This window comes from Jejubacter calystegiae (assembly GCF_005671395.1).
Lineage (GTDB): Bacteria > Pseudomonadota > Gammaproteobacteria > Enterobacterales > Enterobacteriaceae > Jejubacter > Jejubacter calystegiae.
The window spans coordinates 3,169,082-3,195,006 of sequence record NZ_CP040428.1 but is presented as its reverse complement, the minus strand read 5'-3'; the positions used below and the strand labels follow the sequence as shown (position 1 = coordinate 3,195,006).

The window sequence follows — 25,925 nt, the reverse complement described above, 5'->3', positions numbered from 1 at the left end:
CTGAGGAATAACCTGTGTTCCCGGGAGGTGACGATGATTGCCAGCAAATTCGGTATTGGTCAGCAGGTACGCCACTCGCTGCTGGGTTATCTTGGCGTAGTCGTGGACATTGATCCCGTCTACTCGCTGGATGAGCCCTCGGCAGATGAACTGGCCGTCAGCGACGATCTACGGGCGGCCCCCTGGTACCACGTGGTGATGGAAGATGACGACGGTCAGCCAGTGCACACCTACCTGGCCGAAGCCCAACTGAGCGGTGAGCTTCAGCATGAGCACCCGGAACAACCGACGCTGGACGAACTGGCTGCATCGATTCGCCAGCAGCTTCAGGCGCCGCGCTTGCGTAACTAACCGCGTCAGCCACCTCTCCCGTCCCCCCGCTCGCCACACTGGCGGCCGGGGGGGTTACTGTTTTCGCCGCCGATTACTTCTCGAGCCCCAGCCGGGGAATTTCGATAGCCGGGCAGCGATCCATCACCACCTGTAATCCCGACTCCCGTGCCAGTACCGCCGCCTGTTCATTAATGACCCCAAGCTGCAGCCACAGAACTTTCGCACCAATGGCGATAGCCTCTTGCGCCACCCCCCATGCCGCTTCGGCATTGCGGAAAACATCCACCATATCGATTTTTTCCGCTATCTCTTCCAGGCTGCCGTAACCCTGCTGTCCCAGCAGCGTTTTACCGGCGACCTTTGGCGATACCGGGATCACCCGGTAGCCCTGTTCCAGCAGGTACTTCATCACCCGATAGCTGGGGCGATCCGGCTTATCGCTCGCGCCCACCAGCGCGATGGTGCGGGTCTCCGTCAGAATCTGGCTAATTTCACTGTCTGTCATCATGCTCTCCCAAAAACGATTAGGCTGAGTACCAGTGTAAAACACCGCGCGCCACCTCTCCACGCCCGCGGCTTTTTTGATTTCATACGTTTGCAGCACCGGTAGCATCCAGTAAGCTGTAGCCAGTCCAACGATCACAGCAGGAAAACCAACATGGAACTGACAACCCGCACTCTGGCGCCGCACAAACATATCGCCCTGGTGGCACACGATCACTGTAAAGAGATGCTGATGAAGTGGGTGGAACGCCACAAGGCGCAGCTGGCTAAACATACCCTGTATGGCACCGGTACCACCGGTAATCTGATTCAGCGCGCCACGGGGCTTGAAGTTAATGCCATGCTAAGCGGCCCGATGGGCGGCGACCAGCAAGTTGGCGCACTGATATCCGAGGGTAAGATTGACGTACTGATCTTCTTCTGGGATCCGCTCAACGCCGTGCCCCATGACCCCGATGTCAAAGCGCTGCTGCGACTGGCCACGGTCTGGAATATTCCGGTAGCCACCAATCTGTCCACCGCTGACTTTATTATTCAGTCTCTACACTTTAACGACAGCGTGGATATCCTGATTCCGGATTATCAACGCTATCTCGCGTCGCGCCTGAAGTAACTCAGGGCTTACGCGGCACCGGGACACCCAGCGCTTTAAGCACCTCCACAAACGGCGATGGCTGATCCCGGTTATACAGTAGCCACACACGGTGACGGGCACGGGTCAGCGCCACATACAGCAGACGCCGTTCTTCGGCATCGGGAAAATCCTCGGGCTGCGGTAGCAGCGCCTGCTCCATAATCGACTCGCGCGCCGGTGCCGGGAAACCGTCCTTCCCCTCCTGCAGCCCCAGAATAATGACATAGTCCGCCTGCTGCCCCTTACTGGCGTGAACGGTCATAAAATCGATGTGCAGTTTCGGCCAGCGAGTCTGCGCCTTTTCCAGCACGGCTGGTCGCAGATGATGATAGCGGGCCAGTATCAGAATGCGCTGTTCCGGCTTAACGTAACCGCTGAGCTTATCCAGCAGCGGCTCCAGCTTGTCATCCGGCAGCAAGGTGACGGCTTTCTTATCCCCCTTGCTCAGGCTGTTCAGTGGCTTCGTCAGCTGATGCGGATTCTGCTGGATAAAGCCGTTGGCGATGTCGCCGATACGGCTGTTAAAGCGATAGGTGGTATCGAGCGCGCAGCTATCGCCTTCTCCAAAGTGGTGGGTGAAAGCCGTGGTCAGCGCCATTTCCGCGCCGCTAAAACGGTAAATGGCCTGCCAGTCATCCCCCACGGCGAACAGTGTGGTATGGGTATTCTGACGCCGCAGCGCCGCCAGCAACGCCGCGCGCTGTGGGGAGATATCCTGAAACTCATCCACCAGAATGTGTTTCCAGGGGCTGATAAAACGCCCCTTGTCGAGTACGTTAATCGCCTGGTGAATCAAGCCTGAGAAATCCACCGCGCCTTCATCCTTCAGCGCCGTCTTCCATACCTTCAGCAACGGCGCCATCAGCTTAACCCGCCTCTGAAACCGTTCACGCTGCGGCTCCGGACAGTCGGCAATCATCTGCGCCTGGCTACCACCGTGCATTCGCATCAGCCCCAGCCAGCGATCGAGCCGCCCGGCAAGGCGGCGAGCCAGTTTCTCATTCTGCCAGAACTCCCCTTCCGGCACCTCCCACTCCAGCTCTTCCGTCAGCCACTGACGCCAACCTTTAGCCTGGGCTTTTTTCTCGCGGCACTGCTGACGCCAGCACTCAAGCAACAGAGTATGGCGCGCGGCGCTATCGCTCTCCAGTGTACTTATCTGAGGCGCTTTACGCCCTCCCTGCTGGATAATATGCAGCGCCAGCGCGTGGAAAGTACGGGCCGTTATGCCTTCCGCTCCGGCCTGTAGCCGCTGTTCGATACGTTCATCCATTTCGCGGGCCGCATCGCGCCCAAAGGCCAGTAGCAAAATCTGGTCGGCACTGGCTTCGCCGCGTACCAGCAACCAGCCAGCACGGGCCACCAGTACCGAGGTTTTACCACTGCCCGCACCGGCCAGCACCAATAGCGCAGATTCGCCATTTACTACTGCCCGTGCCTGAGAGGGATTGAGCGGCGAGCTTTCCACCTGTTCAAAAAATTCGGCGTATTGCTCAAGCATTCTTTCCGTCCATGCCTGATTAATCACCAGCCGACGCGCTTCGCCCTCTTCCAGCCAGGCCTGACACTGATGCCAGAGTTCCCGGCAGTTATCAAACGCCTCCATACGTTCATGCGGCAGCGGCAGCGCGGTAAAGGCATCGCGGATCTTCTCCTGCAACGCCTGCATTTCTCCACGCTTCAGCCAGTGCTCTGTATCACGCCCGGCAAGCTCTTCCAGGGTCTGACGTAAAACCTCTGCGGCAACGTCACTCATCTCTTCACTCCAGCTCTGCCACTCACTTTGCAGATGCTGGAAAAAACGGCGGGTTTCCCCCCATTCGGTGCCATGCAGGCGCACTACTTTATTCTGCGGCAGCACGAACTCCAGCTCACCCCATACCAGGCCGCGTTTACAGTTGATATCCAGTAGCTGATTAAAGGGAATGAGGTACTGATGGCGTTCGCCGGAAACTTCAACGCCGGCGCTCAACAGCCGGACGCGATCGTAAGGATGCTGCGCCATGCGTTTGCCAAGAGAAGTTGCTTTTAATTCCATGCTGATATTCGATCCTGCCCTGTGACTCATGGAGACGTTCAGTTTACCTGTGAGAGAAATCCCGCTCCAGGCAAAAACGCGTTACAATTGGCGTGGTTATTGATTGTGCCGATATTCGGCTAACGTAAGAGTGATTATGCGCACCGTTCTTAATATTCTCAATTTTGTCCTGGGTGGATTTTTCACCACGCTTTCCTGGCTGCTGGCGACGCTGGTAAGCATCCTGTTGATTTTTACGCTACCGCTTACCCGCTCCTGCTGGGAGATTACCAAACTGTCATTACTGCCTTACGGCAACGAGGCGGTGCACGTCGACCTCCTTTCTCCCGGTAATAAGAATTCACTGATGAATGCGGGGGGAACGCTGCTGAATATCTTCTGGGTGGTGTTCTTTGGCTGGTGGCTGTGCCTGATGCACATTGCTGCGGGCATTGCCCAGTGTCTGACCATTATCGGTATTCCGGTAGGTATCGCTAACTTCAAGATTGCCGCCATCGCCTTATGGCCGGTGGGGCGACGGGTTGTCTCTGTCGAAACCGCGCGCGCGGCGCGCGAGGCCAATGCCCGCAGTCAGTTTCGGTAAGCCGAGGTTACCGTGCCCAAACTCAGTCCCCTGCTGCGCCACTACACATGGAACAGCACCTGGCTCTATAACCTGCGGATTTTTATCGCCCTGAGCGGTGCCACTCTGGTGCCCTGGTGGCTTAACGAAGTCAAACTGACTATCCCCATCACCCTGGGAGTCGTTGCCGCCGCTCTGGCGGATCTGGATGACCGGCTGGCTGGCAGGCTGCGCAACCTGCTGATTACCTTGATCTGCTTTTTTATCGCCTCGGTTTCCGTGGAACTGCTGTTTCCCTGGCCCTGGCTGTTCGCCGCCGGGCTGACCACCTCGACCATTGGCTTTATCCTACTGGGCTGTCTGGGTCAGCGCTACGCCACCATCGCCTTCGGCGCCCTGCTGATCGCCATCTATACCATGTTGGGGATCACGCTGTTCGATAACTGGTACCAGCAGCCAGTACTCCTGCTGGCGGGCGCTATCTGGTACAACCTGCTGACCCTGGTGGGGCATCTGATCTTCCCGGTACGCCCTCTGCAGGACAATCTGGCGCGCTGTTATGAGCAACTGGCCCACTATCTGGAACTGAAGTCACGCCAGTTCGATCCCGATATCGAAGACGAAAGCCAGGAGCCTCTGGTTAACCTGGCGATGGCCAACGGCGAGCTGGTTCAGACGCTGAATCAGACCAAAGCTTCTTTGTTGACCCGTCTGCGCGGCGATCGGGGCCAGCGCGGCACCCGGCGAACCCTGCACTACTATTTTGTTGCTCAGGACATTCACGAACGCGCCAGCTCTTCGCATGTGCAATATCAGACGCTGCGGGTGAAGTTTCGCCACAGCGATCTGATGTTCCGCTTCCAGCGCTTACTCTCTATGCAGGCGCTGGCCTGTCAGCAGCTTTCCCGTTCGATTCTGCTACGCACCCCCTACCAGCACGATCCACGTTTCGAGCGTGCGTTTACCCGCCTGGAGGCAGCCATTGACCAGCTACCGGATAATGCTATCGCCAGTCGTGAGCGGGAAGCCATTGGCTTTCTGATAGCCAACCTACGGGCTATCGATGCCCAACTGGCGACCATTGAGTCAGAGCAGGCGCTGGCTATGCCCGCCGATCCTAACGAAAACCGTCTCTCCGATGATGGTCTTAGCGGCTTTAGCGATATCAGGCTACGCCTGAGTCGCCATCTGACGCCGGAGTCAGCGCTATTTCGTCACGCGGTACGAATGTCGATCGTACTGTGCGTGGGCTATGCCTTTATTCAGGTAACCGGCCTGCAGCGCGGCTACTGGATCCTGCTAACCAGCCTGTTTGTGTGTCAACCCAACTATAACGCCACCCGACGCCGCCTGGCGTTGCGTATTATCGGTACCCTGCTGGGGGTGGCGATCGGCCTGCCTGTGCTGTGGCTGGTGCCGTCACTGGAAGGGCAACTCGCGCTTATCGTGATTACCGGCGTGCTGTTCTTTGCCTTCCGCAACGTCCAGTATGCCCACGCGACGGTCTTTATCACCATGCTGGTACTGCTGTGTTTTAACCTGCTGGGTGAAGGGTTTGTGGTGGCGCTACCTCGGATTGTCGATACTCTCATTGGCTGTGCTATCGCCTGGGCCGCGGTCAGCTTTATCTGGCCGGACTGGCGCTTCCGGCGTCTGCCGCTGGTGGTGGAGCATGCATTTAACGCCAACTGTCGCTACCTGGACGCCATTATGGCCCAGTACCATCAGGGGCGGGATAACCAGTTGGGTTACCGCATCGCCCGACGCGATGCCCACAACCGGGATGCTGAGCTGGCTTCGGTGGTTTCAAACCTGTCGGTTGAACCCCGGGCTACGCCGGAGATCCGGGAGATGGCCTTCCGCCTGCTATGCCTGAATCATACGCTCACCAGTTATGTTTCCACGCTGGGCGCGCACCGCGAGCGACTCGCCCATCCGGAAATTCTGGCGCTGTTGGATGATGCCGTCTGCTACGTGGACGCGGCATTAAGACCCACGTTTACGGATGCCGGCGATGTGGAACGCTTACGACAGGCCCTTGAGCGGCTCACCGCCCGACTGGAAAAAAGTCACCCTACGCCCGGGACTAAAGAGCCGCTGGTGATTCAGCAGATAGGATTGCTGATAGCGCTACTGCCGGAGCTTTCAACGCTGCAGCAGCAGTTGCATCAGTTGCCAGAATAAAACGCATCATAGCTGATTTGTTCACTGCCCCACTCCTGAAGCTCCTGTCGCATCTGCGATGGGAGCGCCGCCTCATGTAACCCGCAAATGGCGCCCGCCAGCGCCAGCAGAACTTTTACGCCAATGCCTTTATTTATACGCCGCAGCTCTAACCAGCTCGCTTTAGCGCCCATCATCTGTAAGGCTTCGATATTCTGAATTCCCACCACCCACAACATACTTTCCAGCCCGGAAGTAAGATTAGGGAGATCCTTTAAACGCGTGACCTGTCTGCGCTGCCTTTTCTCTTTCCTGGCGCCATCCAGCGCTTGCCAGGAAAGCGCCAGCAACTGTGCGGGCTCGCGCCACAGCGCTTCGCCAACCAGATAGTATTTCAGTGAGATCTGGCGGCCCCGCCGGGAAAACAACAGTGTGGGAAGGCGTTCCCGAATAAAATAGGGCTCATTCTGCTCACAGGCCCGAAGATAAAGGTTCCCCTTAGCGACCATCGCAAATACGGTGTCACCAATGTAGAGGCTGTAGCCACCAAAGAGCGCACGATGTTGAATATCACCAAGCGGCGACAGGATTTCCCTCGTCCTGTCGATCTGCGAATAACATAAATCTTTCATTTTATTGTCCTTAAAATCAAAGACTAATGTACATCCAACACATTAGCGGTTCCATTAACAACAATCGACAATAGGCAACTTATGCGCCCCGGGCAATATGATTTACACCCGGCAGGTAACAGAAGCTCAAAACTGCGAGACGCTTTCCTAAATTGAGGTTGATCTTTGCGCGCACAGGCATTACTGTATATTCATACAGTAACTCATAAGGCTGGATACAATATGTCTTTTCCTGCATCTCACGACCCTATACTGAACCTGGCAAGCCCCCTTCACCCACAGATGGCTTTCCATCACAATGGCGATCATTTTGCAGGCGTTATCAGTGAAGTGGTCTATAGTGAAGATCGTGCCGGTTTGACTGAACTGATGCTTTTGCCTTTATTACAGCAGCTTGGGCAGCAGTCACGCTGGCAACTTTGGTTAACGCCATGCCAGAAACTGAGCCGCCAGTGGCTGCAGTCTGCGGGTCTGCCGCTCAGTAAAGTCATGCAGGTTAACCAGGTCGCTCCGCTGACGACAATCGAAACTATGGCGAAGGCGATGCGCACAGGAAATTACAGCGCGGTTATTGGTTGGCTACCCCATGAATTGAGCAACGAACAGCACAATTTGCTTAATCTTGCGGCTGCACAAGGACAGACCACTGGCCTGATTTTACGCCCTGTAACCCCCCTTATCCCCGGCTCCAGACCACGGACGGGGCTAAAGATTCACTCCAGTTTGTATCATTAAGTAAATTTAGGAGTAGTCCTAAAATATTTTTTACGCTTCGTCACAGGTCATTGTGAATAGAAGAAAATCCGCCTGTGCCAAGGCTTGAGAGGGAATACATCAGAAAAGTTCGGGCACAAACCTCAACCCAGAATGTAACAAAATATGTGAAAGCGGCGGTTTTTTGTATTCGCAGATCCTGCTGCGTACTTGTAACTTTTCAACTACGTTGTAGACTTTACAACGCCGGGGTTACTCAGCAATAACCGTTTTGAACGGTAAAGCAACAATCTGAGTAGCGACCCGGGTAAGGATTTAACCGTGGGCTTCGTAAAAATATTGAAGCCTATGGCCTTTTTGGATGATAACGAGGCGCAAAAAATGAAAAAGACAGCTATCGCGATTGCAGTGGCACTGGCTGGCTTCGCTACCGTAGCGCAGGCCGCACCGAAAGATAACACCTGGTATGCTGGTGCGAAACTGGGCTGGTCTCAGTACCACGATACTGGTTTCTACGGTAATGGTTATGACTCTGGTATCGGTAGTGGCTCTACCCACGACAGCCAGCTGGGTGCAGGTGCATTCGGTGGCTACCAGGTTAACCCGTATGTTGCTTTCGAAATGGGTTACGACTGGCTGGGTCGTATGGAATACACTGGCAAGCCGGAAAGCGGTGCTTTCAAGGCCCAGGGTATTCAGCTGACCGCTAAACTGAGCTACCCGATCCTGGATGATCTGGATATCTATACCCGTCTGGGTGGTATGGTATGGCGCGCAGACTCTACTGCGAAAAACGCCGCTGGTGAGCGTCTGAAAGACCACGACACCGGTGTTTCCCCGGTATACGCAGCTGGTTTCGAGTGGGCTGTTACCCGTGATATCGCTACCCGTCTGGAATACCAGTGGATCAACAACATCGGCGACGCTCACACTGTGGGTACCCGTCCGGACAACGGTATGCTGAGCCTGGGCGTTTCCTATCGCTTCGGTCAGCAGGAAGAGGCTGCTCCGGTTGTAGCACCGGCACCGGCTCCGCAGGTACAGACCAAGCGCTTCACCCTGAAGTCTGACGTTCTGTTCAACTTCAACAAAGCTTCTCTGAAGCCGGAAGGTCAGCAGGCGCTGGATCAGCTGTACACCCAGCTGGCTAACCTGGACCCGAAAGACGGTAACGTCGTTGTTCTGGGCTTCACCGACCGCATCGGTTCTGACGCTTACAACCAGAAGCTGTCCGAGCGTCGTGCACAGTCTGTTGTTGACTACCTGATCTCTAAAGGTATCCCGTCCAACAAGATCTCTGCACAGGGTATGGGCGAATCTAACCCGGTTACCGGCAACACCTGCGACAACGTTAAGCGTCGCGCAGCGCTGATCGACTGCCTGGCCCCGGATCGTCGCGTAGAAATCGAAGTGAAAGGCGTCAAAGACGTTGTATCTCAGCCGCAGGCTTAAGTTACATCGCTTCGAAAAAAAACCCCGCTCTGGCGGGGTTTTTTATTGTCTGTCACTCATCGAAAACAGCGTCAGCGTTTAACCGGCAGTCAGTATTACGACTCTTTCCCCAGCAGCGCCTGAAGATCCTGTTTCAGGCTCGACATCTGATTCGCATATTTCTCTTTACGCTCCGCATCTTCAATTAACTGAACAACGGTTTCGGAAAGCGTGCATCCCCTGCGCTGGGCCAGACCGGCCAGACGCTGCCAGACCAGAAATTCCAGATCGATAGACTTCTTGCGAGTATGTTGATGTTCCGCATTAAAGTGGCGTTTGCGACGCGCGCGAATGGTCTGCTTCATCCGGTTCATCAGCGCCGGATTCATATGCTGCTCAATCCAGGACTGGACCAGCACCGGTTCATTTTCCATACCGAGCAGAAGCTCCACCGCCTCCCGGGCCGCGCTGGTTTCAATATAACGGGTGATCAACTCACCTTCCCGGTGCTTTTTCACCAGGTATTTCCACTTCCAGCCGCTTTCGAGATTTTCCAGTTGTTGGTATTTCATTCTGATCTCAGGGTGACCGTGTAACTATGTTCAGGATATCAGCTTTTCCGGACTTTAGCTTAGGGGAAAAATCATTGATGTGAAGCCATAACGCTTTTCACTCCGCCGGAGCCGCACGCTACCCGTGTGAAGCACGTCCGCTTACTGTATAATCGCGCCTTTGATATCTCAACAAACGCGCACAATTTTGACAATAAACCAACTATCATGGCGCATGCTGGTTCCGGATACCCAACCGTATCTGCAACAGCCTGATCGGCCAGCCTCTTCCGATGTTCACATTTTTAGCCAGCTTCAGGCCCGGCTCTGTTATGGACTGACGCAATTGCTTCACCCCAGCGCGCCAGCAAATATCATGCTGGTCAAAAGCCCCGAACTGCCTGAGTATCCGGCACGTATCGGCGCGGCGGCGCGCGAAATGATCCCCGGAGATCTTCCCCTGTGTGGTGGTCATTATCAGACTGACACAGATAACGTCAGCCTGATGCCTCCTGTTTCTCCGGACGATGACTTCACCGCAGCCGGGGCGGTGGTAACCGGCGACTGGATCGAGAGCGAGCAGCTATTCGGCTGTGTGCGCTGGCACGGCAACAGGCCGCAGCTCCAGCCCGGTCTGCTGCATCAGGCTAACGGTGGCGTACTGGTGCTCTCGCTGCGCAGTCTGCTGGCTCAGCCGCTCCTATGGCTGCGTCTGAAACAGATGATGACGCGCGGACAGTTTGAATGGTTCTCGCCGGACGAGCGTCGCCCCTTCCCGGTAGAGATTCCCTCCCTGCCGCTCCAGGTAAAGCTTATCCTGTGCGGCGAGCGTGATGCGCTGGCCGAATTTCAGGAAATGGAGCCGGAAATCGCCGAACTGGCCATCTATAGTGAATTTGAAGACAACCTGCAAATTGTCGAGCCTCAATCGTTCACGCTGTGGCGCGACTGGGTTCTGGAACTCGCCACTTTGCACCAATTGCCACAGCCTCAGGCCGACGCCTGGGCTCCGCTGGTGCGTGAAGGGGTCCGCTACACCGGTGACCAGTTAACGCTACCGATTGAGCCAGAGTGGATTCTTCGCCAGCTCCGGGAAGTGGCACCACTTAGCCAGGAGAGCTTCAGCGGCGAACAGTTCCGCCAGATGCTGGAACAGCGCGAATGGCGCGAAGGCTTCCTTAGCGAGCGCATGCAGGATGAGATTCTGCTGGAACAAATCCTGATTGAAACAGAAGGTGTTCGCACAGGCCAGGTCAATGCCCTGTCGGTTATCGAGTTTCCGGGTCATCCGCGTGCTTTTGGCGAGCCTTCACGTATCACCTGCGTAGCGCATATTGGCGACGGTGAATTTACCGATATCGAACGCAAGGCCGAGTTAGGTGGTAATATTCATGCCAAGGGCATGATGATCATGCAGGCGTTTCTGATGGCCGAGCTCGATCTGGAACAGCAGATCCCCTTCTCTGCCTCACTGACGTTTGAACAGTCATACAGCGAGGTGGATGGCGACAGTGCCTCTATGGCCGAGCTATGTGCGCTGGTCAGCGCGCTGTCAGGCGTTCCCCTGCGTCAGGGCATTGCCATTACGGGTTCAGTGGATCAATTTGGTCGTTCCCAGCCGGTGGGCGGCCTTAACGAGAAAATCGAAGGCTTTTTCACCATTTGCCAACAGCGTGAACTCACCGGACAGCAGGGTGTGATTATCCCTGTGGCGAACGTACGCCACCTTGCGCTGCACCAGGAGGTACTGGATGCCGTCGAAGCGGGTCAGTTCAGTATCTGGGCAGTAGATGATGCCCGCGATGCACTGATGCTGCTCAGCGGACTTCCCTGGGACGATGAACAACGTCCGGGACTGTTACAGATGATTCAGGGCCGTATCGCCCAGGCGACGCAACAAGAGGCCCGACACCGTTATCCCTGGCCGCTGCGCTGGCTAAACTGGTTTAACCACAACTGATCGGAGTTGTTGAGCGTACACCTGTTAGCTAACCTGCGTCCTTCATTAAAAAAAGGCTTAATTCAGACATGGTTGATAAACGCGAATCCTATACAAAAGAAGATCTTCTTGCCTCCGGACGCGGAGAACTGTTTGGTGCTGAAGGCCCGCAGTTACCCGCCCCTAACATGCTGATGATGGACCGCGTGGTCAAAATGACCGAAACCGGCGGCAATTATGATAAAGGCTACGTGGAAGCCGAACTGGATATCGATCCGGACCTTTGGTTCTTCGGTTGCCACTTCATCGGCGATCCGGTAATGCCCGGCTGTCTGGGTCTGGATGCCATGTGGCAGTTGGTAGGTTTCTACCTTGGCTGGCTGGGTGGCGAAGGTAAAGGCCGCGCGCTGGGCGTCGGCGAGGTGAAATTTACCGGTCAGGTACTGCCGACGGCGAAGAAAGTGACCTACCGTATCCACTTCAAGCGCATCATTAACCGCAAGCTGATCATGGGCGTGGCCGATGGCGAAGTGTTTGTTGACGATCATAAAATCTATGATGCAAAAGACCTGAAAGTGGGTCTGTTCAAGGATACCTCCACCTTCTGAGTAGCATCCCTGAAACGGCGAAACCTCCGCAATGCGGAGGTTTCTGTTATCTAAAGAGACAGTGGCATGTCTCAGGCCAGTACCGCTTTGTCAGCCATGGCATCTCGCCAACCTCCCAGCCAGTGCGACCTCTGATCCAGAGCCTGATAGGGACACATTTCCTTTGAGCGACCGGCAATACCGGCCTGGTAACCACGCTTCTGAGCCCGTGTCATGCGATCTCGTTTTTGTCTCTTCATGCCTCATTTCCCTCATTGTCTTAGCTGTGGAAAAGAAAACAGTGATTACAAAATGTGCAACCACAGGTAACGAATACCCCTATTCGACGCTAACGTCAATGCGCAAAATTCACGCCAGTGTCATATTGATGCGCTATTATTCCGCACTTCTCGTTGCCGGGTAACGCATCTTCCTGACTCGCATAAAAAAAATACCGTGCACTCCCGAAGAAGCGCGCGGTATCGGCTTAACGTAAAGTTTTTTAAGTTAAGGCAGGCGCGTCAACTCGCCCGCAATCCCCTGGCTAGCCTGCTGCCACCCCTGAGCCAGGCTTTTCACCATGGCGTCATAACCGTCTTCCTGCTGCTTCAATTCAACAAAGAACGGCCGTTTAATCATCCGGCCCTGATGGTTAAGAAGCCATTCACCGCTGACGATCGTATGCCCGTCATAGCGACCGTGGAAACCGGTGACGTTAACGCTCAGAACATCCTGTTCGCTGCCCAGCGGCTGGGAGGAGACCACCCAGCCCGGAAGCTGGGCGCTCAGGTTCGCCACCAGCGTATTGCGTAACTGCTGGTCAAGAGGACTGGCCCACAGATTGCTGTTGGCGATGGTGTACTGCACATCCGTGGTTTGATAGGCCAACCCGTTACCAGCCAGGTAGTCCGGAATAGCGACCTGCTCTACCCACAGCTGGCGCTGACTGCTCTGCGCCATACTCTGAGTTACCGGCTGCACGGCAACCGGGAGTTGGTAGTATGTCTTATCATCGCCGCTGCTGCTGCAGGCGCTCAGCGCCGCAGCCACTATCAGCGCAAGCCACTTTTTCATTCTTTAGCCCTCTTCGGCTGGGGATCTTTTTTCTGTTTCGCCTCAAACACCAGCGCATTGCTCTTGTCGTTGAGCGTGCGCAGCACCGGCTGCAGTTCGCGCAGAACCTGATCCAGGCGCTGCATATCACCCACCATCTTGTTATAGGCGGCGGAACCCGGCTGGAAGCCCTTCATGCTGCGGTTCAGCTCCTGCAACGTTTTCTGCATATCCTGCGGCAGCTGCTGCATCGACTGGCTACCCATGATCTGGTTCAGGCTGTCGACCGTCTTCTGCAGGCGCTGCATGGTGCGCTGGCTTTCAGACAGCGTATTGGTCGCCTGTTCAATCATCGGGTTGAGCGGCAGATTGTTGATCTTATCCAGCACATCCATCAGTCGCTGCTGGATCTGCGCCAGACCACCACTGACCGTCGGAATGATCGGGTATCCCGAGAAACTGCGCATCCCTTTCACCGGTTCTTCTTTCGGATAGAAGTCCAGATCGATGTACAGCTGTCCGGTCACCAGGTTCCCGGTCTTCAGCGAGGCGCGCAGGCCGCGCTTAAGCAGCTCTTCCAGGTGCGCCTGCACGTCCGGATTCTCGCCCAGCTGGCTCTCAACCCGCTCCGGTTCAATACGGATCAGCACCGGAATGCGATAATCGGTATTCAGCTTCTGCTGAAGCCCCGGCACCGAGAAAGGCACTTCGGAAACCGTCCCCAGACGGATGCCGCGGAATTCCACTGGCGCACCGGGTTGCAAGCCGCGGATAGAGTCCTGGAAGAACATCAGGAAATCCACATGCTGGGTATAGAGTGAATCCTGAATGCTCTTATGATCGTCAAATAACGTGAATTCAGCCTGATTCGCCACTGGCTCGCCCTGCGGCCAGCCCTCCGGCACGTCGAAGCTGACGCCGCCGCTAAACAGCGTAGTAAGCGAGCCCATCTCCACCCGCATGCCGGAAGAGGACATATCCACCGCAATACCGCTGTCCTTCCAGAAACGTACGTTGGCGGTAACCAGACGGTCATAAGGCGCCTTCACAAACAGCTGGTAGTGAATGCTACGGGTCTTGGGATCGAACTCGCTGGTTTCGACGTTACCCACCGGATAGCCACGGAACAGCACCGGATCCCCGGCATTCAACTGACCGGCGCGGCTGCTTTCCAGCACCACCCGAATCCCTTTGGCATCGGGCGGCGCCAGCGGCGGGGAGTCCAGCAGTTCGTACTGCTCCGGCGCTTCACCTTTGCTGCCGGGCTGCAATTCAATGTAGGCGCCGGAAAGCAGCGTCCCCAGCCCGGTTACTCCTTCACGGCCAATCTGGGGTTTAACCACCCAGAAGACGGAATCTTTGTGCAGCAGCTTGTCCATACCGGCATTGAGACGCGCTTTAATCTCCACGTGGTGCAGATCGTCACTCAATACCGCGCTTTCCACCACGCCGACATCAACGCTGCGGCTTTTGATCGCGGTCTTTCCCCCTTCGATCCCTTCCGCAGAAGTGGTGATCAAAGTCACTTCCGGCCCCAGATGGCTGTAGTGATAAAACAGTATCCAGGCACCAATCAGCGCCGTCACAATGGGGAAGATCCACACCGGCGACCAGCGTCTTACTTTGCGCACCTGGGCTTCTCCGTTATTATTTTCCATGCTCAGTTAACTCCTCATGAGCCGGCTCCGGCGTGCGATCCCACGACAATCGCGGGTCAAAACTCATCGCCGCCACCATGGTTATGATAACCACTAACGCAAACATTAAGGCCCCCATAGCAGGATAAATACTCATCAGGGCCCCCATACGCACCAACGCCGACAAAACGGCGATAACAAAAACGTCGATCATCGACCAGCGGCCGACGAACTCCACCACCTCATAAATTTTATGCATCCGTTCGCTGTCGCCCCGACCGTGGCCGTTGGCGTCCCAGCACAGCCAGCCGATAGCCAGCATTTTCAGAGTCGGAACCATAATACTGGCGATAAAAATCACCATGGCCACCGGGTAAGATCCCTCATTCCACAGCAGGATCACACCGGCGATAATGGTCGACGGCATCTTATCGCCCAATAGATCGGTGACCATAATGGGTAGAATATTGGCGGGCAGATAGAGAATGATCGACGTAAACAGCAGCGCCAGCGTCCATTGCAGGCTGTTACGTCGCCGGGCGTATCCCTTAGAATGGCAGCGCGGGCAAACCAGCTGCTCCACAGGCAAAATGGCGGTGCAGCAGGCGCAGGAGCGCAGCCCCTGGCGCAGCCCGGTAGTCCCCACCTTTAGTGGCTGGCGGACCTCAGGCATCGGTTCGATATCATCCCACAGCCAGCGCCGATCCACACACTGAAAGGTCCGTAACTGCAGAACGCAGAACAGGCACCAGGGAACAAAGCTGGCCCCCACCCCAATGTCGCCATAAGCAATCAGCTTAACGAAGCTGACCAGAACCCCGGCAAGGAAGATTTCCGCCATGCCCCAGCCCTTAACCAGAAACAGCATCCGCGCCAGAAAACGCGCCAGGCGAAGATCCATACGGACGTGGTTAATCAGCAGCAGCACGCTGACCAGGCAAAAGGCTGGCACCAGTTGGACAAAGAGAATAAAGAAGAATCCCAGGCTGGCGTAATCCTGAGAAAACATCACCTCCGGGATCTCTATCAGCGCGATTTCGCTACTGACCCCCTTCACGTTCATACTGATGAAGGGGAACAGATTGGCCAGCAGCAGCATAAACAGCGCGGCCAGCGCCCAGGCAGTAGGTCGCTGGCGCGGCGAACTCCAGCGAGTCGTTAATGTGGTATGGCAGCGCGGACAGCAGGCTTTCTCTCCGGTTGCCAGCCGGGGTAAGGCCACCAGTAGATCGCACTGCGGGCACAGAATGTGCTGCCCGTCCTGGTGTTGCTGGCACATGGCCCTCTCTCCCTTATCCGCCGTTTTTCAATGATTCCAAATGTTCCCAGCGTTCAAAGGCGGTTTCAAGCGCCTGCTCTGCTTCCGCCAGTGCCGACAGCACATTTTGCGTAGTTTCATGGGGCTGATTAAAGAAGTCGGGATCGCTGACCTGACTCTGTAGCGTTTCCAGCTCCGCCTCAAGCCGTTCGAGTTTTTCCGGCAGTTGTTCCAGCTCACGCTGCAAATTATAGCTAAGCTTGCCGCCGCTGTTAGCCACCCGCCGCTCCGGCTGCGCTTTTTCCGACTCCTGGGCTTTGGCCTCGGTTTTCTGTGCCATGGACTGACGCAGCGGTTGGACTTGCGCCTGCTGGCTGCGGGCGTCGTGATAGCCGCCAACGTACTGGCCAATTCGCCCTTCACCTTCGAAGATCCAGCACTCGGTCACGGTGTTATCAACAAACTGACGATCGTGGCTGACCAGCAGTACGGTGCCGGTGTAGCTGTCGATCAGCTCCTCCAGCAGCTCCAGGGTTTCTACGTCGAGATCGTTGGTCGGTTCGTCAAGAATCAGCAGGTTGCTGGGTTTCAGGAACAGGCGCGCCAACAGCAGACGATTGCGCTCGCCGCCGGAAAGCGCCCGCACCGGCGTCATGGCACGCTTGGGCGGGAACAGAAACTCCTGCAGATAGCCCAGCACATGGCGCGGCTTACCGTTAACCATGACCTCCTGTTTACCTTCCGCCAGGTTATCCATCACCGTCCGATCCGGATCGAGCGCCGCTCGATGCTGATCGAAATAGGCGACTTCCAGTTTGGTGCCGATGTGAACCCGTCCACTGTCAGCCTTAAGATCGCCCAGCATCAGTTTCAGTAGCGTCGTTTTACCGCAGCCGTTAGGACCCACCAGCGCTATCTTATCGCCACGCTGTACCTGGGTGGTAAATACCTTCACCAACGGGCGTCCGTCGATGGCGTAGTTAACGTCCTCCAGTTCAAAGACTATCTTGCCGGAACGGACCGCCTCTTCCACCTGCATCTTCGCGCTACCCATCACTTCCCGGCGTTCGCCGCGTTCGCGACGCATCGCTTTCAGAGCACGCACCCGCCCCTCATTCCGGGTACGGCGCGCCTTAATGCCCTGACGGATCCAGACCTCTTCCTGGGCAAGTTTGCGATCGAACTCGGCGTTCTGCTGCTCTTCCACCCGTAGCGCCTCTTCTTTCGCCAGCAAATACTTATCGTAATCGCCGGGGTAAGAGACTGGCTGACCGCGATCGAGATCGACAATGCGGGTCGCCATATTGCGGATAAACGAACGGTCATGGGAAATAAACACGATGGTGCCGGAAAAGGACTTCAGGAAGCCTTCCAGCCAGTCGATGGCTTCAATATCCAGGTGGTTAGTCGGCTCATCGAGCAGCAGCACACGGGGGGAGCTAACCAGCGCCCGGCCCAGAGCTGCCTTACGCAGCCAGCCGCCGGAAAGTGAAGAAAGCGGCGCATCAGCCTCCAGCCCCAGCTGAGCCAGCACTTCGCTAATGCGGTTTTCCAGTTGCCACAGTCCGTGGTGCTCCAGGATCTCCTGGATACGCGCCATCTGGTTCAGGTTCTTGTCGCTGGGATCCTGCATCACCTTCTGGGAAATATCGTGGTAGGCCTTAAGATGTTCGGCCTGCTCTTCGACCCCCTCGGCCACAAAATCATAAACGCTGCCGACGATATCGCGCGGCGGATCCTGTTGCAGACGTGCCACCACCAGATCCTGCTCGTAAATGATCCGCCCGTCGTCGAGCGGGATCTCCTGATTTAGCACCTTCAGTAGGGTCGATTTACCGGCCCCGTTACGCCCCACCAGACAGACCCGTTCGTTATCTTCGATATGGAGCTCTGCGTTATCCAGAAGCGGTGCATCGCTGAACGACAGCCAGGCACCGTGCATACTAATTAATGACATAGACTCAATCCTTTACCGCATGGCGGATCAGCCAGCAGTTATGTATCTGACGATTGCGGGCGAAGTCCTGTGACAGCGTATCGCGGGTGATCTCCCGGGCGCTGAGTCCCAGAGCCGTCAATCCATCGAGATCCATGCTGAAACCACGCTTGTTATTCGAAAACATAATAGTGCCGTCTGGTCTCAGCAGGCGCTTCAGGTCCCGCATCAGTGAAATATGGTCGCGCTGAACGTCAAAGGCATCCGCCATGCGCTTGGAGTTAGAAAAGGTCGGCGGATCGATAAAGATAAGATCGAACTGCTCATCCGCATGGCGTAGCCAGTCCAGGCAGTCTGCCTGCATCAAACGATGGGCGCGTCCAGTCAGGCCATTCAGCCGCAGATTGCGCTCCGCCCACTCCAGATAGGTGCGTGACATATCCACGCTGGTGGTGGAACGGGCGCCCCCCAGTCCGGCATGCACGCTGGCGCTGCCGGTATAGCAGAAGAGGTTCAGGAAATCTTTGCCCCGGCTCATCTCGCCAAGCGTGCGACGGGCAATGCGATGGTCCAGGAACAGACCGGTATCCAGATAGTCGGTCAGGTTAACCCACAGCCGGGCATTGTACTCCCGCACCTCCATAAAATCGCCCTTTCCGGCCAGTTTCTGGTACTGGTTCTTCCCCTTCTGACGCTCGCGGGTTTTCAGCACCAGTTGGCCCGGCGCCAGCTGTAGCGCCTCCATGGTGGCGCTGATGGCATCGAACAGGCGCTGACGCGCCTTTGCCAGATCGATATTTTTCGGCGGCGCATACTCCTGGATGACCACGTGGTCGGCATAGCGATCGACCGCCAGATTATATTCCGGCAGATCGGCGTCGTAGAGCCGGTAGCATTCAATGCCCTGCTGCTTCGCCCACTTCTCCAGTTTCTTGATATTCTTGCGCAGGCGGTTGGCGTAATCCGGCGCGATCGCCGGTGGCTCTGTCCCTGGTGCCGTTTCAGCCAGCCGATAGTTCTTCTGGACGCACTCCAGCGGGCCATTCTTTGCGTGGAACTGACGATCGGCCCGCAGTTGCAGGCAGTTCAGCAGATCTGGCGAAGCGCTGAACAGCGACAGCTGCCAGCCGCCAAAGCGGGCCTTCATCAGGCGTCCTAACTGACTGTGCAACGCAATCAGCGCAGGCTCGCTATCCAGACGTTCCCCGTAAGGCGGGTTGCTGATTACCGTGCCGCACGGCCCGTCCGGTAACGGATTGGCCAACTGCGCCACGTCACACACATCAAGCTGAATAAGCGAAGCGAACCCGGCGCGCCGTACTGCAGAGCGAGCCATCTCCACCACCCGACTATCGCGGTCGGAACCAAATAACCGGGCCTCATAGCCATTCAGGCCGCGCTGGGCCCGTACCTGAGCCTCGGCCACCACCGATTTCCACAGTTCCTCGTCGTGACCACACCAGCCCTGAAATCCCCAATGCTGACGACGTAGTCCCGGCGCCCGATCGGTGGCGATCATCGCCGCCTCAATCAACAGCGTGCCGGTACCGCACATCGGGTCGAGCAGCGGCGTACCCGGCTGCCAACCCGAACGCAGCACGATGGCCGCCGCCAGGTTCTCTTTAATCGGCGCCTGACCGGTACGATCGCGATAGCCGCGCTGATGCAAACCTTCGCCGCTCAGATCCAGGGAAATACTGGCCGTATCGCGCGAAAGCCGTACCTGAACCCGAAAGTCCGGCGCCTCGCGATCCACGGTCGGACGCGGCAGATTCTTGCGGGTAAAGGCGTCGACGATGGCGTCTTTCACCTTCATCGCGCCGTACTGGCTGTTACGAATGCTGTCGTTCAGGCCGCTAAAGTGCACCGCAAAGGTACTGCCCGGCGCCAGCAACGCCGTCCAGTCGATAGACTGGGCCCCCAGGTAGAGATCGAGATCGCTGTAAACGCCACATTCTCCTAACGGCAGCAGAATGCGCGATGCCAGACGGCTCCACAGCAGGCTCTGGTACATCAGGCGGCTGTCACCCTGATAATGTACCCCGCCCTGGACCACCTGGCACTCCCGGGCGCCCAGTGCTTCCAGTTCGCTTTTTAACAGCTCTTCGAGCCCACGCGCCGTACTGGCAAACAGAGAATTCATATCGTCACTTATCTTCATAGAAAATTGCCGCGCATTATAGCTAATCTGAGACACATGTCATAAAGTTGCCTGCTAAGTTATTCCCTGGTTCCCGGAGGCATCGTGCTTACTCTCTCTCGTCTGGCTATTCACCCGGTAAAATCGATGCGCGGGTTGCAGCTGTCTCATACCCATGCCGGGCCCGGAGGTCCGGCTTTTGACCGAATTTTTATGCTGACGGAGCCGGATGGTACCTTTATTACCGCCCGCCAGTTACCCCAGCTGGTGCTGTTTACCCCGACTCTGCTGCCAGACGGGCTGTGGCTGAGCGGACCTGATGGCAGCAGTTGCCAGGCGCGTTTTGATGACTTCCTCTCTCAACCTTCCCCTACCGAAGTCTGGGGTAATCACTTCACTGCCCTTATCGCTCCAGAACCGATCAACCGCTGGCTGAGCGGCCTTCTCCAGCGGGAAGTACAATTACGCTGGATTGGCCCCCAGCCCGACCGCCGTGTGAAGCGCCACCCGGATGTACCGTTGGCCTTCGCCGATGGCTACCCTTATCTACTGACCAGCGAAGGCTCGCTTGACGATCTTCGCCGTCGCTGCCCGGCTGGCGTTGAAATGAATCAGTTCCGCCCGAATCTGGTGGTGCGCGGCGCCGCCCCCTGGCAGGAAGATAGCTGGCGCCTGCTGCGTATTGGGACTCTTCGCTTCCAGGTCACCAAACCCTGTAGCCGCTGTATCTTTACCACCGTCAGTCCCACACAGGGCGTACGCCACCCCGGCGGCGAGCCGCTCAACACGCTTAAAGGCTTTCGCACGGCAGACAATGGGGATGTCGACTTCGGGCTTAACCTGATTGCCCTGGATAGCGGCATTATTCGTATCGGCGACGAAGTGGAGATACTGGAAACCGGACCAGCCCGACGCTACGGCGCAGGCGACACGCCGCAAACCAGTCAGGCCCCCTCTGCTACGCCTGCGGAAATAGCCCTGGAATGGAATGGCCGCCAGCTGCGCGGCAACAACCAGCAACCGCTACTGGATCAGCTGGAAAATCAGGGAATTCGGGTGCCCTGGTCCTGTCGGGCGGGAGTATGCGGTAGCTGCCGGATCCGCCTGCTGGAAGGCGATGTCAGGCCGCTGAACGGAAAAGCGGTCGCCGATGACGGCACCATTCTGTGTTGCAGCTGTATTCCTCAGAGCTCACTGAGGCTAAGCGACGGTTAAACCGCCGCCCGGGACAGCGGTATCTCCTGCGGCAGCAGGGGGCGCAGCCGATCGTTCATTATCTTGATGGCATCACCTAACTGCATCGTGCGCCCGGCCAGGCTAAGCCCCGGCTGGGCCAGCAGACAAAGCGACGCGCTGCTGCCAGCCTCCACCACCAGCAAATTCACCTGGCGGTTATCTTCGCTTACCCAAACGCTGGCGACATCCGCCGCCGCGGGCTGCCATACCTCATGATGAGTCACAAAATGCCAGCTTTTCGGCATCTGTGGTTTCAGGAAGCGAATCGCCACCAGGGCGTTCAGCACCAGCTCCGCACGCTGCTCCCGGGAAATCGCCAGCTCGCGGCAGCGCTCCTCAAACGAGAACCACAGCGCGGCATCGTCGACGCAAAAACCCGGCGCATCGAAAGCATCCGGCGTTAACATCCTACGGGAATAACGCGAACGAAAGACCATGCCATTGGCCAGGTCGAGCATCATCCGATCGTGCTCTTCGTCGAAATACCAACGCCAGTTGTCGTCCGGTTTAATCCGCATAATTTTTAACCCTGTTCTATCCAACCAACTAATAGCTATTATTGATGTCGCGTTTCGATTTATTGTTGATCTAAGCAAAGACCAGAATGACTAAATAAGCAACAACTGACAGGAATATAAAACAGCCAGGGCTAAAAATAAAGCCCTGGCGTTATCATGAGGTGTGAAAAGGTTAGATATGAGTAACAATTTGTTTAATTAACGGTGGCCCCTGGAAAATAAAACCGGAATAAACCTGGATAAGGGTGGCGCCAGCGGCCAGCTTCTCGCGTGCAGCCATCACGCTGTCGATACCGCCGACGCCAACGATCGGTAAACGATCATTTAATTCGGCAGCCAGCAACCGAATAATTTCGGTGCTTTTTAACTGCAGAGGACGGCCACTTAAACCACCACTCTCTTCACAATATTTCATTCCAGAAACCAGGCTACGATCTAATGTGGTATTGGTAGCAATAACCCCATCGATATTATGGCGCAGAAGACTATCGGCTACCTGGATCAATTCTTCATGAGAAAGATCCGGGGCGATCTTTACTGCCACTGGAACATATTTATGGTGCTGCTCTGCAAGCTGCTGCTGTTTATTTTTAATCGCAGCCAGTAGATCGTCCAGAGCATCACCGTACTGAAGGGTACGCAGCCCTGGAGTATTCGGCGAAGAGATATTGATCGCGATATAACCGGCGTAGGGATAGACTTTTTCCATACAAATCAGATAGTCATCCTTACCCTGCTCTACCGGCGTATCTTTATTTTTGCCGATATTAATACCCAGAACGCCATCGTAGTGGGCGCGTTTTACGTTCTCTACCAGATGATCGACGCCATGGTTATTAAAGCCCATGCGGTTGATCAATCCCTCTGCAGCCACCAGGCGAAACAGACGCGGTTTGTCATTTCCCGGCTGTGGGCGCGGCGTCACGGTGCCGATCTCGATCGATCCAAATCCCATTGCCCCCAGGGCATCGATGCACTCGCCGTTTTTGTCCAGTCCGGCGGCCAGGCCCAGCGGGTTTTTAAAGGTCAGCCCCATGCAGGAGAGCGGTTTCGCCGGTACCTTCTGGCGCACCAGACACTCCAGCGGGGTTCCCGTCACACGACGCAGCTGTTGAAAAGTCAATTCATGGGCACGCTCAGGGTCGAGCTGAAATAACGCTTTACGAACGAAGGGGTAGTACATGAATTCTCCAGGATTCCCGTCAGGCAGACCGGGGCCGTATTATTATGCATCCGCGTCCGAATGTGAATTGACCTGCGGCAAAAAAGCCGCGCCCTCCTGATCCTGTTATGCATAAACCGGCAAACGAGCTGCAAAAAAAGCATTTAATCCCGACGCCAGGCTCTGAGAATATCATTTCGTAATCAATTATCGAAAAAACCAAACGAATGGTTATAAGGAGAGCGCATGCGAGTGATAACCCTGGCCGGCAGTCCCCGTTACCCTTCCCGCTCCGGCGCCATGCTGGAGTACGCCCGGGAGACGCTTAACGCGGCGGACATCGAGGTATGCCACTGGCATCTGCACAATTTTGCACCAGAAGATCTGCTGTATGCCCGCTTCGACAGCCCGGCGCTACAGACCTTTGTTCAGCAACTCCGGGAAGCAGATGGTCTGATCGTGGCGACGCCGGTCTATAAAGCCTCGTTTTCCGGGGCGCTGAAAACGTTGCTCGACCTGCTGCCCGAGCGATCGCTGGAGCATAAGGTGGTGCTTCCGGTCGCCAGCGGCGGCACCCTGGCGCATATGCTGGCGCTGGACTATGCCCTGAAGCCAGTGCTGAACGCCCTGAAGGCTCAGGAGATTCTGCACGGCGTCTTCGCTCAGGACGAGCAGATAAGCGACTATCAACATCGGGCTATCTTCGAGCCATTGCTGCGTCAGCGACTGGATGATGCGCTGGAGACTTTCCGCCAGCGGGTCAGCCAGTCACGCCAGGAGGTGGCGCATGCATAAGCTGTTGCGCAGGGCTGTCCCCCTGCTGTTGATGCTGGGCTTGACGAGCACCGCTGTTGCCGCATCGGATGCACCCACTCAGCTACGGATTGGCTATCAAAAAGGCGCCGTCGGTATGGCGCTGGCAAAGAGCCATCACCTGCTGGAACAACGTTACCCTGACACCCAAATCCGCTGGGTGGAGTTTCCCGCCGGTCCTCAGCTACTGGAGGCGTTAAATGTCGGCAGCATTGATCTGGGTGGCACCGGCGATATCCCACCGATCTTCGCCCAGGCGGCCGGGGCCGATCTGCTCTATGTGGGGGCCGAACCCGCGAAGCCGCGCGCCGAAGTGATTCTGGTCGCCGAAAACAGCCCGATCAAAAAGGTCGCCGACCTTAAGGGACGGCGTGTGGCGCTACAGAAAGGCTCCAGTTCCCATAACCTGGTACTGCGCGCCCTGCAGAAAGCCGGGCTGCGTTTTTCTGATATTCAGCCAGTCTGGCTGACCCCCGCCGACGCCCGGGCAGCTTTTCAACAGGGTAGTGTCGATGCCTGGGCCATCTGGGATCCTTACTATTCAGCGGCCACGCTACATGGAGGCGCCCGGGTACTTACCGACGGCGAAGGACTGGATCTGACCGGTTCCTTCTATCTGGCCACCCGGTCATGGACCAACGCCAATGGCCCCTTCCTGCGTCAGGTGCTCGATACCTTTAGCCAGGCGGATGACCTGGTCCGCAGCCAGCGCCAGCAGAGCATCGAACAGCTCTCCTCCACCATCGGACTGCCGCAGGCGGCGATCGCCCGCTATCTCGAAAATCGTCCGGTCATGACTATCCGCGCCGTTGACGCCGCGACCGCCGCCCGTCAGCAAAAGACCGCGGACCTGTTTTACGCCAATCGCCTGATCCCGAAACCGGTCGATATTCGCGATCGGATCTGGCTTCCTGCCGCACCACAAGGAGACAAATAATGAGTCTGAATATGTTCTGGTTTCTGCCCACTCACGGCGATGGTCGCTACCTCGGCAGCGATGAAGGCGCCAGACCGGTAGACCACGGCTATCTGCAGCAGGTAGCCCAGGCCGCCGAGCGTCAGGGATTTAGCGGCGTACTGATCCCCACCGGGCGCTCCTGCGAAGATGCCTGGCTGGTGGCCGCTTCGCTGGTTCCGGTCACCCGTCATCTGAAATTTCTGGTGGCGCTGCGCCCCGGCGTGGTTTCCCCGACGGTGGCGGCGCGTCAGGCGGCCACCCTGGACCGGCTTTCCGGCGGTCGAACGCTGTTTAATCTGGTCACCGGTGGCGACCCCGAAGAGCTGGCGGGAGACGGCGTCTGGCTGGATCACGCCGCCCGCTATGAAGCCGCCGATGAGTTTACCCATATCTGGCGTCGGGTACTGGAAGGCGAAAGCGTCGATTACGACGGACGCCATTTGCAGGTTAAAGGCGCCCGCCTGCTGTTTCCCCCGCTTCAGCAACCGCGCCCGCCGCTCTGGTTCGGCGGCTCTTCGGCTCCGGCACAGGCGCTGGCGGCGGAACAGGTCGACTGCTATCTCACCTGGGGCGAACCGCCTGAGCAGGTGCGGGAAAAAATAGCGCAGGTTCGGGAGCAGGCTGCCGCCCACGGTCGCCAGGTACGTTTCGGCATCCGTCTGCATGTGATTGTGCGTGAAACCAATGACGAAGCCTGGCAGGCGGCGGAACGCCTGATCTCCCGGCTGGATGACGATACCATCGGCCGGGCCCAGGCCGCCTTTGCCCGCAGCGACTCCGTTGGACAGCAGCGAATGGCGGCGCTGCACGGCGGGCAGCGCGACCGGCTGGAAATATCCCCTAACCTGTGGGCCGGAGTTGGTCTGGTGCGCGGCGGTGCCGGTACAGCCCTGGTGGGAGACGGCCCCACCGTGGCGGCGCGTATCCAGGAGTATGCCGACCTTGGCATCGATAGCTTTATTCTCTCCGGTTACCCCCATCTGGAAGAAGCATACCGCGCCGGCGAGCTGCTGTTCCCGCACCTGGACATCGCCCGCCCTCAGGCCGACGAGGCTCCGCAAATTCAGCCATTCGGTGAAACCGTCGCTAACGATTTCGTCCCGGCCAGAGCGTCCGAAAGCTAAGG

The 25,925-nt window shown here is 56.9% G+C and carries 24 protein-coding genes; 12 read left to right on the top strand and 12 right to left on the bottom strand.

The features are described 5' to 3' along the window. The first annotated feature begins 33 nt into the window (after positions 1-33). Positions 34-351 carry a heat shock protein HspQ gene (gene hspQ, locus FEM41_RS14620; protein ID WP_138096727.1) on the top strand — a complete coding sequence of 106 codons (318 nt, stop codon included), beginning with the start codon at positions 34-36 and terminating at the stop codon, positions 349-351. 73 nt (positions 352-424) lie between these two features. Here the strand turns inward: hspQ and FEM41_RS14615 are convergent, their stop codons facing one another. After that, a complete protein-coding gene (locus FEM41_RS14615; RefSeq protein WP_168198872.1) occupies positions 425-838 on the bottom strand; it encodes a CoA-binding protein in 414 nt (137 codons plus the stop codon). A gap of 153 nt (positions 839-991) precedes the next feature. Here FEM41_RS14615 and mgsA point away from each other — a divergent pair, with 153 nt between their 5' ends. Continuing rightward, the gene (gene mgsA, locus FEM41_RS14610; RefSeq protein ID WP_138096723.1) at positions 992-1,450 is read left to right on the top strand and encodes a methylglyoxal synthase; all 459 of its coding nucleotides are present in this window, start codon (positions 992-994) and stop codon (positions 1,448-1,450) included. Position 1,451: 1 nt separating this feature from the next. On the opposite strand, the gene helD is transcribed toward mgsA, so the two are convergent. After that, positions 1,452-3,509 (bottom strand): DNA helicase IV, encoded by a 2,058-nt coding sequence (gene helD / locus FEM41_RS14605; protein ID WP_138096721.1) that lies wholly within the window; start codon positions 3,507-3,509, stop codon positions 1,452-1,454. A gap of 136 nt (positions 3,510-3,645) precedes the next feature. On the opposite strand from helD, the gene FEM41_RS14600 reads away from it, so the two are divergent. Both FEM41_RS14600 and yccS read left to right on the top strand, forming a co-directional pair. Beyond that, positions 3,646-4,092 (top strand): YccF domain-containing protein, encoded by a 447-nt coding sequence (locus FEM41_RS14600; protein WP_138096719.1) that lies wholly within the window; start codon positions 3,646-3,648, stop codon positions 4,090-4,092. Positions 4,093-4,104: 12 nt separating this feature from the next. Further along, on the top strand, positions 4,105-6,255 hold the full coding sequence (gene yccS / locus FEM41_RS14595; RefSeq protein ID WP_138096717.1) for a YccS family putative transporter: 2,151 nt from the start codon (positions 4,105-4,107) through the stop codon (positions 6,253-6,255). On the opposite strand, the gene FEM41_RS14590 is transcribed toward yccS, so the two are convergent. Beyond that, positions 6,240-6,866 (bottom strand): TfoX/Sxy family DNA transformation protein, encoded by a 627-nt coding sequence (locus FEM41_RS14590; RefSeq protein ID WP_138096715.1) that lies wholly within the window; start codon positions 6,864-6,866, stop codon positions 6,240-6,242. The genes yccS and FEM41_RS14590 overlap by 16 nt on opposite strands. Before the next feature lie 282 nt (positions 6,867-7,148). On the opposite strand from FEM41_RS14590, the gene sulA reads away from it, so the two are divergent. Together sulA and ompA are read left to right on the top strand one after the other, a co-directional pair. Continuing rightward, positions 7,149-7,601 (top strand): SOS-induced cell division inhibitor SulA, encoded by a 453-nt coding sequence (gene sulA / locus FEM41_RS14585; protein ID WP_175339973.1) that lies wholly within the window; start codon positions 7,149-7,151, stop codon positions 7,599-7,601. A 360-nt stretch (positions 7,602-7,961) separates the two neighbouring features. Beyond that, positions 7,962-9,032, top strand: coding sequence for a porin OmpA (ompA, locus tag FEM41_RS14580; RefSeq protein ID WP_138096711.1), 1,071 nt, complete (start codon positions 7,962-7,964; stop codon positions 9,030-9,032). 95 nt (positions 9,033-9,127) lie between these two features. Here ompA and matP read toward each other — a convergent pair whose 3' ends face one another. Further along, positions 9,128-9,583, bottom strand: a complete 456-nt coding sequence (gene matP / locus FEM41_RS14575; RefSeq protein WP_138096709.1) for a macrodomain Ter protein MatP — start codon at positions 9,581-9,583, stop codon at positions 9,128-9,130. Positions 9,584-9,770: 187 nt separating this feature from the next. Between matP and FEM41_RS14570 the strand changes: the two genes are divergently transcribed. Both FEM41_RS14570 and fabA read left to right on the top strand, forming a co-directional pair. Then, entirely contained in the window at positions 9,771-11,522 is a 1,752-nt protein-coding gene (locus tag FEM41_RS14570; RefSeq protein ID WP_138096707.1) for an AAA family ATPase, read from the top strand. A 68-nt stretch (positions 11,523-11,590) separates the two neighbouring features. Continuing rightward, the gene (gene fabA / locus FEM41_RS14565) at positions 11,591-12,109 is read left to right on the top strand and encodes a bifunctional 3-hydroxydecanoyl-ACP dehydratase/trans-2-decenoyl-ACP isomerase (protein WP_138096705.1); all 519 of its coding nucleotides are present in this window, start codon (positions 11,591-11,593) and stop codon (positions 12,107-12,109) included. Positions 12,110-12,180: 71 nt separating this feature from the next. On the opposite strand, the gene rmf is transcribed toward fabA, so the two are convergent. From rmf to rlmKL, 6 genes are all read right to left on the bottom strand, one after another. Beyond that, on the bottom strand, positions 12,181-12,348 hold the full coding sequence (gene rmf / locus FEM41_RS14560) for a ribosome modulation factor (RefSeq protein WP_138096703.1): 168 nt from the start codon (positions 12,346-12,348) through the stop codon (positions 12,181-12,183). Between the two features lie 247 nt (positions 12,349-12,595). Beyond that, the gene (pqiC, locus tag FEM41_RS14555; protein WP_138096701.1) at positions 12,596-13,162 is read right to left on the bottom strand and encodes a membrane integrity-associated transporter subunit PqiC; all 567 of its coding nucleotides are present in this window, start codon (positions 13,160-13,162) and stop codon (positions 12,596-12,598) included. Beyond that, a complete protein-coding gene (gene pqiB / locus FEM41_RS14550; protein ID WP_138096699.1) occupies positions 13,159-14,799 on the bottom strand; it encodes an intermembrane transport protein PqiB in 1,641 nt (546 codons plus the stop codon). Before pqiB ends, pqiC begins: the two co-directional genes overlap by 4 nt. Continuing rightward, positions 14,789-16,057 (bottom strand): membrane integrity-associated transporter subunit PqiA, encoded by a 1,269-nt coding sequence (gene pqiA / locus FEM41_RS14545; RefSeq protein ID WP_138096697.1) that lies wholly within the window; start codon positions 16,055-16,057, stop codon positions 14,789-14,791. Before pqiA ends, pqiB begins: the two co-directional genes overlap by 11 nt. Positions 16,058-16,070: 13 nt before the next feature. Next, positions 16,071-17,993: an ABC transporter ATP-binding protein gene (locus FEM41_RS14540; protein WP_138096696.1), complete on the bottom strand. Its 1,923-nt coding sequence runs from the start codon at positions 17,991-17,993 to the stop codon at positions 16,071-16,073. A 4-nt stretch (positions 17,994-17,997) separates the two neighbouring features. Beyond that, the gene (gene rlmKL, locus FEM41_RS14535) at positions 17,998-20,115 is read right to left on the bottom strand and encodes a bifunctional 23S rRNA (guanine(2069)-N(7))-methyltransferase RlmK/23S rRNA (guanine(2445)-N(2))-methyltransferase RlmL (protein ID WP_138099210.1); all 2,118 of its coding nucleotides are present in this window, start codon (positions 20,113-20,115) and stop codon (positions 17,998-18,000) included. Between the two features lie 102 nt (positions 20,116-20,217). On the opposite strand from rlmKL, the gene FEM41_RS14530 reads away from it, so the two are divergent. Further along, positions 20,218-21,327, top strand: coding sequence for a YcbX family protein (locus tag FEM41_RS14530; RefSeq protein ID WP_138096693.1), 1,110 nt, complete (start codon positions 20,218-20,220; stop codon positions 21,325-21,327). On the opposite strand, the gene FEM41_RS14525 is transcribed toward FEM41_RS14530, so the two are convergent. Together FEM41_RS14525 and pyrD are read right to left on the bottom strand one after the other, a co-directional pair. Further along, positions 21,324-21,866 (bottom strand): cell division protein ZapC, encoded by a 543-nt coding sequence (locus tag FEM41_RS14525; RefSeq protein WP_138096691.1) that lies wholly within the window; start codon positions 21,864-21,866, stop codon positions 21,324-21,326. The genes FEM41_RS14530 and FEM41_RS14525 overlap by 4 nt on opposite strands. Positions 21,867-22,038: 172 nt before the next feature. After that, positions 22,039-23,049, bottom strand: coding sequence for a quinone-dependent dihydroorotate dehydrogenase (gene pyrD, locus FEM41_RS14520; RefSeq protein ID WP_138096689.1), 1,011 nt, complete (start codon positions 23,047-23,049; stop codon positions 22,039-22,041). Positions 23,050-23,274: 225 nt separating this feature from the next. Between pyrD and ssuE the strand changes: the two genes are divergently transcribed. The 3 genes from ssuE to ssuD are packed head-to-tail and all read left to right on the top strand — an operon-like array spanning position 23,275 to position 25,923. After that, complete coding sequence (gene ssuE, locus FEM41_RS14515) at positions 23,275-23,823, top strand: NADPH-dependent FMN reductase (protein ID WP_138096687.1); 549 nt, start codon at positions 23,275-23,277, stop codon at positions 23,821-23,823. A 31-nt stretch (positions 23,824-23,854) separates the two neighbouring features. Next, positions 23,855-24,778, top strand: coding sequence for a sulfonate ABC transporter substrate-binding protein (locus tag FEM41_RS14510; protein ID WP_421805448.1), 924 nt, complete (start codon positions 23,855-23,857; stop codon positions 24,776-24,778). Next, on the top strand, positions 24,778-25,923 hold the full coding sequence (ssuD, locus tag FEM41_RS14505; RefSeq protein WP_138096683.1) for an FMNH2-dependent alkanesulfonate monooxygenase: 1,146 nt from the start codon (positions 24,778-24,780) through the stop codon (positions 25,921-25,923). Before FEM41_RS14510 ends, ssuD begins: the two co-directional genes overlap by 1 nt. The last annotated feature ends 2 nt before the right edge of the window (positions 25,924-25,925 follow it).

What these genes read in the sequence shown, in the direction of transcription:
- hspQ (WP_138096727.1), top strand. Translation starts at nt 34, where the DNA reads ATGATTGCCAGCAAATTCGGTATTGGTCAGCAGGTACGCCACTCGCTG.
- FEM41_RS14615 (WP_168198872.1), bottom strand. Translation starts at nt 838, where the DNA reads ATGACAGACAGTGAAATTAGCCAGATTCTGACGGAGACCCGCACCATC.
- mgsA (WP_138096723.1), top strand. Translation starts at nt 992, where the DNA reads ATGGAACTGACAACCCGCACTCTGGCGCCGCACAAACATATCGCCCTG.
- helD (WP_138096721.1), bottom strand. Translation starts at nt 3,509, where the DNA reads ATGGAATTAAAAGCAACTTCTCTTGGCAAACGCATGGCGCAGCATCCT.
- FEM41_RS14600 (WP_138096719.1), top strand. Translation starts at nt 3,646, where the DNA reads ATGCGCACCGTTCTTAATATTCTCAATTTTGTCCTGGGTGGATTTTTC.
- FEM41_RS14590 (WP_138096715.1), bottom strand. Translation starts at nt 6,866, where the DNA reads ATGAAAGATTTATGTTATTCGCAGATCGACAGGACGAGGGAAATCCTG.
- sulA (WP_175339973.1), top strand. Translation starts at nt 7,149, where the DNA reads ATGGCTTTCCATCACAATGGCGATCATTTTGCAGGCGTTATCAGTGAA.
- ompA (WP_138096711.1), top strand. Translation starts at nt 7,962, where the DNA reads ATGAAAAAGACAGCTATCGCGATTGCAGTGGCACTGGCTGGCTTCGCT.
- matP (WP_138096709.1), bottom strand. Translation starts at nt 9,583, where the DNA reads ATGAAATACCAACAACTGGAAAATCTCGAAAGCGGCTGGAAGTGGAAA.
- fabA (WP_138096705.1), top strand. Translation starts at nt 11,591, where the DNA reads ATGGTTGATAAACGCGAATCCTATACAAAAGAAGATCTTCTTGCCTCC.
- rmf (WP_138096703.1), bottom strand. Translation starts at nt 12,348, where the DNA reads ATGAAGAGACAAAAACGAGATCGCATGACACGGGCTCAGAAGCGTGGT.
- pqiC (WP_138096701.1), bottom strand. Translation starts at nt 13,162, where the DNA reads ATGAAAAAGTGGCTTGCGCTGATAGTGGCTGCGGCGCTGAGCGCCTGC.
- pqiB (WP_138096699.1), bottom strand. Translation starts at nt 14,799, where the DNA reads ATGGAAAATAATAACGGAGAAGCCCAGGTGCGCAAAGTAAGACGCTGG.
- pqiA (WP_138096697.1), bottom strand. Translation starts at nt 16,057, where the DNA reads ATGTGCCAGCAACACCAGGACGGGCAGCACATTCTGTGCCCGCAGTGC.
- FEM41_RS14540 (WP_138096696.1), bottom strand. Translation starts at nt 17,993, where the DNA reads ATGTCATTAATTAGTATGCACGGTGCCTGGCTGTCGTTCAGCGATGCA.
- rlmKL (WP_138099210.1), bottom strand. Translation starts at nt 20,115, where the DNA reads ATGAATTCTCTGTTTGCCAGTACGGCGCGTGGGCTCGAAGAGCTGTTA.
- FEM41_RS14525 (WP_138096691.1), bottom strand. Translation starts at nt 21,866, where the DNA reads ATGCGGATTAAACCGGACGACAACTGGCGTTGGTATTTCGACGAAGAG.
- pyrD (WP_138096689.1), bottom strand. Translation starts at nt 23,049, where the DNA reads ATGTACTACCCCTTCGTTCGTAAAGCGTTATTTCAGCTCGACCCTGAG.
- ssuE (WP_138096687.1), top strand. Translation starts at nt 23,275, where the DNA reads ATGCGAGTGATAACCCTGGCCGGCAGTCCCCGTTACCCTTCCCGCTCC.
- FEM41_RS14510 (WP_421805448.1), top strand. Translation starts at nt 23,855, where the DNA reads ATGCTGGGCTTGACGAGCACCGCTGTTGCCGCATCGGATGCACCCACT.
- ssuD (WP_138096683.1), top strand. Translation starts at nt 24,778, where the DNA reads ATGAGTCTGAATATGTTCTGGTTTCTGCCCACTCACGGCGATGGTCGC.